The 9,658-nt window shown below is 63.9% G+C and carries 4 protein-coding genes and 6 pseudogenes; 2 read left to right on the top strand and 8 right to left on the bottom strand.

The features are described from left to right. Window positions 1-388 precede the first annotated feature (388 nt). The 3 genes and pseudogenes from ABZW96_RS36815 to ABZW96_RS36805 all read right to left on the bottom strand — a co-directional run. Window positions 389-1,696 (bottom strand): PPE domain-containing protein, encoded by a 1,308-nt coding sequence (locus ABZW96_RS36815; RefSeq protein WP_355081419.1) that lies wholly within the window; start codon window positions 1,694-1,696, stop codon window positions 389-391. A 326-nt stretch (window positions 1,697-2,022) separates the two neighbouring features. Next, window positions 2,023-2,281, bottom strand: a pseudogene (locus ABZW96_RS36810) (IS3 family transposase); the annotation flags it as partial. Window positions 2,282-2,288: 7 nt separating this feature from the next. Further along, window positions 2,289-2,801 (bottom strand): annotated as a pseudogene (locus ABZW96_RS36805) (IS30 family transposase); the annotation flags it as partial. Window positions 2,802-3,018: 217 nt separating this feature from the next. Here ABZW96_RS36805 and ABZW96_RS36800 point away from each other — a divergent pair. Beyond that, window positions 3,019-4,167: pseudogene (locus ABZW96_RS36800) on the top strand (IS110 family transposase); the annotation flags it as partial. Between the two features lie 49 nt (window positions 4,168-4,216). On the opposite strand, the pseudogene ABZW96_RS36795 reads toward ABZW96_RS36800, so the two are convergent. From ABZW96_RS36795 to ABZW96_RS36780, 4 genes and pseudogenes are all read right to left on the bottom strand, one after another. Beyond that, window positions 4,217-5,091, bottom strand: a pseudogene (locus tag ABZW96_RS36795) (helix-turn-helix domain-containing protein); the annotation flags it as partial. 88 nt (window positions 5,092-5,179) lie between these two features. Further along, window positions 5,180-5,497 (bottom strand): hypothetical protein, encoded by a 318-nt coding sequence (locus ABZW96_RS36790; protein ID WP_355081417.1) that lies wholly within the window; start codon window positions 5,495-5,497, stop codon window positions 5,180-5,182. Beyond that, window positions 5,494-5,886 carry a hypothetical protein gene (locus ABZW96_RS36785; protein ID WP_355081415.1) on the bottom strand — a complete coding sequence of 131 codons (393 nt, stop codon included), beginning with the start codon at window positions 5,884-5,886 and terminating at the stop codon, window positions 5,494-5,496. Before ABZW96_RS36785 ends, ABZW96_RS36790 begins: the two co-directional genes overlap by 4 nt. 356 nt (window positions 5,887-6,242) lie before the next feature. Next, window positions 6,243-7,241, bottom strand: coding sequence for an NlpC/P60 family protein (locus tag ABZW96_RS36780; RefSeq protein WP_355081413.1), 999 nt, complete (start codon window positions 7,239-7,241; stop codon window positions 6,243-6,245). Between the two features lie 776 nt (window positions 7,242-8,017). On the opposite strand from ABZW96_RS36780, the pseudogene ABZW96_RS36775 reads away from it, so the two are divergent. Then, window positions 8,018-8,194: pseudogene (locus ABZW96_RS36775) on the top strand (Tn3 family transposase); the annotation flags it as partial. 29 nt (window positions 8,195-8,223) lie between these two features. On the opposite strand, the pseudogene ABZW96_RS36770 reads toward ABZW96_RS36775, so the two are convergent. Next, window positions 8,224-9,518, bottom strand: a pseudogene (locus tag ABZW96_RS36770) (IS701 family transposase). Window positions 9,519-9,658 lie beyond the last annotated feature (140 nt).

Below are 9,658 nucleotides of genomic sequence, written 5' to 3'. Positions count from 1 at the left end.
ACCATCGCCGCCTCCCGCACGAACCACCCCGCCTCGACGATAAGCCACCCGCAGCAGCCGCAACAGGAAAAACGATCAGTTCATACACAGGCACTTAGGCACCTGCCATGCCTATACCCGCCGGCACACCACAAGAAGGGCACCAAACCGAGACGGCCAGGTTAGAGACCAAGCTAAGCCCCAGCGCCGCATACGCCAAGTCGTCGCAGAGCTTCGTGCAGGCCGCTGCCCATCGCCGTAACCATCAAGGTAGCCGGTACCCCGCCATGCCCGGTGACATGACATTTGATGGTGGCGGGGTCGGGGCGAGGCAGCAGCGCACGTGGCCGTTGCTCACCCTCCAGCCGAATCTATCCGCCCCCGGCAGAACCGGGTCACGGCGCAAACCTCATCGCGCGGGTCTCCTGTCTGCGGTCGCCGGTTCGTCAGCGGCGCTTCTGATCACACCGATCAGCGGCGACTGTTCCGTTTCCGGACTTTCGGGTTCCTCCCAGCGGTCGGCGTCGCCATACTCGATGACTCCGAAGACCGGTGGCCGCTCGGTCACCGGGACATCCTGCGGTTCACCTGGCACAAACACCGCCGAGTTCTCGCGATCTTCGTCCCGCCTGCGTCGCCGCATCTGCACATTCGGCGCGCTCGCTCCGCGAGGTGCGGTCTGACGGGAGACTGGTCCTCCGACCGGCGGGTTGGACGGGGCACCGAACGCGGTACCGCGGCCGGGTGACCAGTTGGACGGCATCCGGAAACCGGTCGCAGCACCGGACATGACACTCGGCCCACCGCGAGTCATGCTGAGCGCTACCAAGCTGCCTACTCCGCCGTACATCCCAGCCAGCGTCGTCGAATCCTGTGATACACCAAGCAAACCTTGCTGGTCCATCGAACCGGCATCGGAACCGGCCCCCGACGAGCTGACGGGCGAATCGGATAAGGACGAGGGGTTGTCCATGTCCGGCAGCATATTCGTGGGTTGCGCGGTGTCGAGTGGCTGCGAGGGGTGAGTGGGATCGGGGTTGGATCCGCCTGAATCACCGGTCTGGCTGCTTCCCACGTCGGATTGGCTCGTGTGCACGCCATTGTCGCCTATCGTGGGACTCCTTATCCCGGGAGATGCCGAACCGATCGAGGCTCCTTCGGGGATCGAACCACCGCTGACGATCGGCAGGGGAATCTCCGGCCTCGGCAGCCCTGCCAGCACGGCCGAGGCCGCCGAATCGTAGCCAACCATCACCGCCGCCGCTGCAGCCGCGATCGCCAGATACTCCAGTTCACTCGCCGCCATCGCTGCCAGCGTGAGCGGGGCCAGTTGCGTTGTGCTGGCGGCGGCGAGAGCGGCCTGTTTCGCATGCCATTCGGCCAGCCACACCGCCACATCCGTCATAGCTTCCTGCGCCGCGATGAAAATCGAGCCCAGCTCGGCCGCGGACGTCGCGGCATCCAGGGCAACTGCGGACTGCCTGTGCGACCAGCCCGCGTGTCGACGAAATGCCGCTTGGGCGACATCGGATGACGGGCCTTGCCACACCACACCCATCACGGCGGTTAAGCCGTCGGTCCCGCTGGCAGCGACGGACAACCCCGCGGCCAAGTCCGCATAGGCCGCTGCGGTAGTTCCCAGCGCAGCCGCGCCGGGGCCGGACAGCAACCGGGCGGTGTTCACTTCCGGCGGCAACGCGAGATAATCGAACTCCACAACATCCGCCTTCGCTCCAAGCGGCGTCGACAACTCGCCGAACGCCGCGCCCCTGATAGAGCGCCAACGGTCCCACCTCGGGACGCATAAGCGGTATGGGGCAAATGCCTACGACTGCAAGTACTCAGTCCACGACCGAGTTTCGTTTCGCGAACTCTTCGCTAGGTTCCGGCCTACAGCGTCTGGCATGGGTTGGTTCTGTCGCGTTGCTTGATTAGTAATCATGGACGGATGTGCGCTACCCACAACGAGGCCTGTCCTCCGGAGCCGACGATTGGGTCGATTTCGCCGAAGGCGATGATCGTGGCCTGTGCGGCTGCTGGGGTCATGATTGCTTCGTATTCGATTGGGTCAATCGGCCGAGTCGGGTCTGTCGGCGGCGCCGGTGGTAGGTGCGTTCGATCCAGGTCACGATCGCGATCCGGAGCTGTTCGCAGGTCTCCCATTTGCGGCGGTCGAGGACATTGCGTTGCAGGAGGCTGAAGAAGCTCCATCGCGGCGTTGTCGCCTGCCGCGCCGACCCGACCCATCGAGCCAATCATCCGAAACCGTGAGCGCGTGCACGAATCGCCTGGAACGGAATTGGCCGTATTCAATCGGTCGTCACAACACCGGTTTGTTGGAGTGATCGTAGCTGCTCGGTGAAGGCTTCTGCGGGCGTCTTCCAGCCGAGGCTTTGCGGGGTCGGGAGTTGAGCGTGTGCGCGATGGCAGCGCCCCAGCGAGAGAGGTCGGTGCCTTTCGAAAATATTGGCGTAGAAGGCCATTGGTATTCTCGTTGGTGCCGCGTTGCCATGGGCTCTTCGGATCGGCGAACTAGACCTCGACGCCGGTGCGGGCGGTGAACCGTGCGTGGTCGGACAGTTCCTTGCCCCGGTCCCAGGTCAGCGATCGACGCAGCGGCGGCGGCAGCGGGCGCAGCGTTCGGGTGAGCGCGTCGTTTATGGTCACCGCGCCGTAGCCAGCGAGAGCGGGTCCGTTCTTGGTGCGGGCGATGACACCGTATCCGTCCTCGCGAGGCAGGTGGATCAGCATCGTGAACCGGGTCGTCCGCTCGACCAGGGTTCGATCGCCGAACGCTGCAACCCGATGATCAGATCGCCTTCCGTAAGACTGAACGGCGACCCGTGAGGGCCGGGTGTGGCTGAGGTCGCCTTGCGATTCGGTCGCTTACTGGGAATGTCCGCCCGGTCCTCTTGGACGCCCTGGCTGCTGATTGAGATGCGCGTTTGTCGCTGGTTACGGATGTGTCGGCGGGGTGTTCCACCGGGTCAGACAGTAGCGACGAACCAGCGCGAAACGGGAGTCAGTGTGGGACGTGAAATGGTCTGGGCCGGAGTCGATATCGACAAGACCCACCATTGGGTATGTGTTGTGGACAGCGACGGCACCAAACTGTGGTCGGCGAAGCTGGTCAACGATGAAGCCGAACTCGTCGCGGCGATCACCACGGTGACCGCGCTCGCTAGCAGATCGTGTGGACTGTCGACATCATCGCCGCGCCCGCGGCGTTGCTGCTGGCACTGCTGGCCCGCGCGGGTCACCCAGTTCGATACGCGCCCGCCGAATGGTTGCGGCGATGAGCGCCGCGTATGCCGGTGAAGGAAAAACCGATGCGAAAGACGCTTTCCTCATCGCCGAGACCGCGCGGATCCGTTGGGATCTCACCGTCATCGACCAGACCGCTGACCTGACACGCAGCCTCGGCCTGCTGATCGGCCATCGCAGTGACCTGATCGCTGACCGGGTTCGTATGATCAACCGTCTCCGTGACGCGATGACCAGCGTATTTCCCTCTCTGGAGCGAGAATTCGACTATTCGTCCTGCAAGGGCGCGTTGGTGCTGCTCACCGGTTACGTCACCCCGGAGCATATCCGTCGCGTCGGACAGGCTCGATTGACCGGCTGGCTGCAACGGCGTCGGGTCCGCAACTTCGCCCAGCTCGCCGCCCGAGCGGTCACCGCCGCCAGATCCCAGCACGTTGCCTTGCCCGGCCAGGACATCGCCGCCGGGATCATCACCGAGCTGGCCACGGCCGTGCTGGCCCTCGATGAACGGATACCGCCCTCGATACACAGATCACTGACCTGTTCCGCGGCCATCGTGATGCCGCAAGCATCGAGTCGATGCCCGGTTTCGGGCCGATCCTCGGGTCGATGCTGCTGGCCGCCGCCGGTGACCTGCGCGCATTCCCCAGCGCCGGCCATCTTGCCGCCGCGGCCGGTCTGGTCCCGGTGCCGAATGATTCGGGCCGCCGGACCGGCAACCTGCACCGTCCTCGCCGCTACAGCCGACCGCTGCGACACGCGTTCTTTCTGGCCGCACAAACCAGCAGCATGCTCCCCGGACGCAATCGTGACTACTACCTGCACAAACGTGCACACGGACGAACCCACACCCAAGCACTCATCGCCTTGGCTCGCCGCCGAGTCGACGTGCTCTGGGCGCTGGTGCGCGATCAGCGTTGTTATACCGACGAACCCCATCTATCAAAACCGCTGCTTGACAACACCATTGAGATTCCCAATGCCCGGCGACCACCCGCTCGCCGATCTCCGCGGGCCGGTTACCGATCAGCGTCTCGGCGGTCACATGTGTCCACGCTTTCTGCTTGGCGCGTGCGCGCGGGACCGCAACGCCCGGCCTCGGCGCAGGCAGCCGACGAGTTCGCGTTCGAGCCCGTCCCGGGAATCGACATACAGTGCCTGGTAGATCGCCTCATGACTGATTCGCATCGACTCGTCGTCGGGGAACTCGAGTTTCAGCCGGTTCGAGATCTGCTCCGGGCTCCACGCGTTCACCCACGCCCGATCACCACGATGCGGCTTGTTGCGCCCTTTCCACTCCGGACCGACCGGGCCGGCCACGGCACGTCCGTTGGCAGTTCGCACGACCCCGGAGAGCTTGTCTTGCACATATTCGCGCAGCCGGTCGTTGGCGACCAGTTTGGCGATCTTGGGGCGCCTGGCCCGACGTTCGGCATGCCATTGCGCCGTCGAGGCCTTGTAGTCCAGCCAGTACGAACGGGTCGAGGCGTTGCGACGCAACTCCCGCGAGATCGTCGACGGACTCCGACCGAGCCGACGAGCGATCTCCCGCACTCCGTCGCCCCGAGCCCGCCGCAACGCGATGTCCTCCAGCTCCCCCGAAGATAAATACCGGCCCGAAACACACTGAGGCAAACGCGGATTCACGCCGCCAGTATGCCGGAACCATCGGAACCCGACCGGCGAGGACACCCCCGCTTCCACCGCCGCGTCCTCGGCCATCACCCCGCGCGCGATCGCCGCCCAGAACCGCACCCGATCCTCACGCCAGGCCACCGTCGGCCGACCCGGCGACGGAATCTGGCCCCGGTACGCACGAACCCGCTTCTGCTGCGGACCAATTCCCACCTCGACACCTCCACGATCGAGGTGTTGCAACGATCAGTTGAATATGGCTTGGCTGCCCCGGTCGGTGTGGACGATGCAGCCGGCTACGTCACCACGACGACCGACGGCGTTGTGCAACGCGGGTCACCGCCAGCCGTGACTTCATCCGCGAGTCGATCGAATACCCGACGATCCGACCCGAGAACACGCCCTTGGCCGCGCAGAAATAGAGCTTTCCATCCCTCATCGAATGTTCGGAGATATCGCTGAGCCACAACCGGTTCGGCCGATCCGCAATGAAGTCGCGACGGACGACATCATCATGGACCGGCGGCCCGATCCGGCCGGTCTTGCCTCGTCGGGGCTCGCCGAACACACTCCACCACCCGTTCGCCGAGCAGATCCGCCACGCGGTCCGCCCGGTCATCGGCTCACCCGCCGCGGCGGCCTCGTCGGCGAGAACCGGTACCCGAACTCCAGATTGACGCGATGAGCGTCGAACAGGGCATTGCCCAGTTGCGCCTCGGCGACCTCACTCGCGGTGACCGGCATGGCCAGCCACCGGTAGAACGGTTGGCGAGCAAGCTTCAACACCCGGCACGTCACCACGACGGGAATCCCGTCGGCGGCGAGCTCCTTCACGAGCGGGCGAGCCTTTCCCGGCAGATGAGCTTTCGACAGATACGCCGCCGCCCGGCGCAGGACCTCGTTCTCCTGCTCGAGCAGTCGGTTGCGGCGCCGCACTTCCCGCAGCTCAGCAGACTCGCTACTGGTCGTTCCGGGCTTGTTGCCCTCGTCGATGTCGGCTTGACGCATCCATTTCGACAAACGTCATCGGGTGGATCCCGAAATCGGCCGCGATCTGGTCCAAGGTCACCCCGTCCTCACGCTGACGGGCGACCAGAACCACGTCGTCGCGGAACTCCTGGGGTAGGGCTTGGGCACGATGAACATCCTTCAGGCTGGCCTCTCGGCAAGCCAGATCGATGTCACCTATCCGCGCAGCAACCGCTATGCATCGCGCGGTCTTTGATGAGCTGGGTAGCCAGGGCGTGATCGACTGGTCGCGAGCGGTGCGCAAGGTAGACAACACAAAGCGTCGGCCGAAGCAGCCCTGACAAGGCTTATCGCTGCGCATACAGCAAACGAATCACAACCACGTAACACACTGTCTATGCGAAGCGAGTGGCATGGTAGCTATCGGGTAGCGGAGTGATGTGAACGACCGCACCGGAATACGGCGCGGATACACATCTGCCGTTTCCGATGTACATCATCACATGTTTAGGCCAGCCACCATTGAATTGCTTGGCCGGGAAGATCAGGTCGCCAGGCCGAATATCTGAAGGGCGGACTTTGGGAAGCTGTCGGTACTGGGCCGCGGCGACGCGTGGGATCTTGATGCCAGCCTTTGCGGCTGCGTATTGCATGAGACCCGAGCAATCGAAAGCGTTCGGGCCTTCAGCTCCATATATATAAGGGTCACCAAGTTGCGCAGTCGCTACCCGCACAGCCTTATGTGCCGCCGAGCTCGCCCCACCGGGACCACCGCTGGCTGCGCTCCGTCCGTAAATATTGTAAAGGTACTGGTCGCTGAGGCGGTCAATGACAGCAGCAGTGTTGACGGTATTCGCTTGCGTGGCGGCAACGATGCGCTGTCCTTTCTGCAGCGCAACTGTGAGGATATCGCGGACCTTCTGCTGTCCGGCCTTGGTATATGCCTGCCACTTGAGTTCAGCCAGTTTGACGTTTACCTCACGCAACAGAGCTCTGATCGCCTTCTTATCGACATTATTCCTGCCAGCCATATCCTTGAGGTAACCGGCGATCCCGTTATCCACATTGTTGAAAGCACCGGCAGCATTGACCAGGTACAACTGCTTCGCCTTCACAGCAATCGCGGTATCACCGGAAAGCGTTGCCGCGCCGACATTTCCCGGCAACGCCCTCGCTTCGGGATTCTCGGTGGGCCCATCGCCGTATGCCGCCGCCAATGAATTCAGTATGTGCAGTGCCTTTTGCGACTCGGGTGACAAGCCTCCGCCAGCGCCACCGGTATCCGCTTCACCGTCGTGCACACCGCCGCCAGCTAGGCCAGCCAACGCCGATGCGATCATAGGCAACGCCATTAACGCCATCGGCGCCAGCTGTCCAATCAAATCCGGATCCACCGGTGGCGCCGGTTCTCCCTGAGATCGAGGCTGAGCCGCGACCCCTGTTGGGGTTACTGGTCCCGATGCGACATGATCATTCCGAGTTTGCGCCTCAAACAGCGTGACAGCGCCGGCAGGATGCTGCTGAACGGTCGCCGAAGAGGCGGGCGTCGTGGACATAACGGTACCGCTATTCTGCCCCAAAGTGCTAACGCCAAGACTCGACGACGCGTCCTGCCCCTGCGTCCGGGCCTCTCCCGCGATCGGATGCCCATTCGAAGGCGGCATGTCGAGTGGTGTCGCTTTTCCCCTCGCACGCCGTCGACCACCCCCAACCGACGACCACGGCGTCAACGGTATAGCCGACTCTTCATTCCCGCCAGGGCTGTCAGCCGGTCCTACCGCTTCAGCGGGGGGCAGTGACCCGGCTTCGATATCGGTCACGACTCACCGCTTACGACTTGCGGTACGAGGTAGAAAGAAGACGACACGGCGCAGTTGGTCAGCAGCCGGGAACGGGTGAATCCCGCCACTTCGCCGACATCTGGCACCCACCCCATAGGCAGGATTGCCGCCTCGGTCGAGACAGTGAACGCTGTAACTGCCGGGCTTGACCGAACATGTCTGCCGCACTGCATATAGCAGACTCCTACCTTTCGAAGAACAGCGTGTTGAAAAGATGCTCCCAGGCCTTCGACCTACGCGATATGGGGGAAACTCCTACAAACCTCGTGTCCATCGGGTTCGGTGGCTGGTCGCACGGTGTCTGCCCCAGGGACTGTGGATCTAGCTAAGACATGTGCAGGGTCGCGGTATCGATGCATGCCGGTGAAGTCTCCGCCCACGAAGTCACGCGCATGGTCTCCCGCGACGGCAACCCCACCAGTCTCGGCCAAGCCATCGCCCATTACGGCCGGATCCACAAGACCCTGCACATCCTGCGTCTGGCTGACGACGAGCCTTACCGGCGGGAGGGCAAGGCTTAGTACTGCAACGACACTCAGGTGAGTGGGTGGCCGCGTCGTCGATAGTGGGATAGGCGGGCTTGGTGTTGTCGGCGGCGTCGCCATCTCGACCATGCCCAGATGTGGTCGGCGCGGTGGTGGCGGGTGAGTACGAAGGCGATGAGCAGGCGGCGGATCTCCGGTAGCGTGAGAGCGATCATGTCTTCGCCTGTGTCGGCGAGTCCCCCTTTGCAGCAAGGGTTTTCGATGCGGCCAGCCAGGCCAGGGCGAGCATGGACAAGGTGATGTGGGCGTACCAGGCGCGCCAGGTGCGGACCTGGTAATGATCGAGCCCGGCCTCGTTCTTGGCCTGCTGGAATGCTTCTTCGATGTGCCAGCGGGATCCGGCGGTCCAGGCCAGGTCGATCAGCCGGGCCGAGTGCGGTCCGTAGCACAGGTAGTAGGCGATCTGGTGAGGGTCGCTGATGCTGCGGCGAGCCAGCAGCCAGTGCCCGCGACCTCGGGCCCAGGTGCCATCGATCGGCCGGCGTGCCCAGTCGTATTCGCGTGGACCGTGCGCACCGGCGCCGACCGAGAGTCGCTGCCACGACGGTGCGGGTAGTTCGGCGATCAGCTCATCGACGCGGATGACACGATCCGCGCGGGTGCTCACCTGCTGATCACAGCGGGTGGCCATCACGTAGAACACATCGCGTTCTTCCAGCCACTCACGCAGATAACCGGCTTGGCCATAGGCTTCGTCGGCGGTGAACCACGCAAACGGCACCTGCGCGGCCAGCACCCGCTCGAGCATGGCGATCACCTGCCGAGGTTTGGTGGCGAACCCCACCTCGTCGGGGATCCCCGCGGCCCGGCAGCGAGCCCGGTCATCGGTCCACGACTCGGGAACGTAGAGTTCCCGGTCGATCAGCGCGTGCCCGTGCCGGGATGCGTACGCCAGAAACACACCGATCTGGCAGTTCTCCGTCCGTCCGGCGGTACCCGAATACTGGCGTTGCACCCCAGCCGACTTCACGCCCTTCTTCAGGAAACCGGTCTCATCGGCGGCCACCACCGCCCCGGGGTCACCGAGGTGTTCAATCACGTAGGCGCGCACGTCATCGCGGACCCCGTCGACATCCCAGTCCGCCTTACGCAGCAGCCGCTGCATCCCCTCCGGACCCGCCTCACCAGCACGCTCGGCCAGTGTCCACCCGTTCTTACGTTCCAAACCCGCCAACAGCCCCGATACATATTCACGCACCCGAGCACGCGGCTCCGACCGCGCGAACCGGCCCCCGATCCGCGACATCAACGAATCCAACTCGGCCACAACCCGATCCAACACCACACGTCAGATCTACCAGCACCGACTCATGCAAGTGTCGTTGCAGTATTAGTGCTGCGTTCCTCAAAGGTGGTAGATAAAACGGCGGCGTAGGGTCCTTGGTTTCGGGGCTGGTCGGCCCCAGACCCATGGTCGTGCGCGGG

The sequence above is a fragment of the Nocardia sp. NPDC004168 genome, from assembly GCF_040610355.1.
Classification (GTDB): Bacteria; Actinomycetota; Actinomycetes; order Mycobacteriales; family Mycobacteriaceae; genus Nocardia; species Nocardia sichangensis.
Note: the sequence above shows the minus strand (reverse complement) of the source record. Positions and strands in the feature narration are given on the sequence as shown.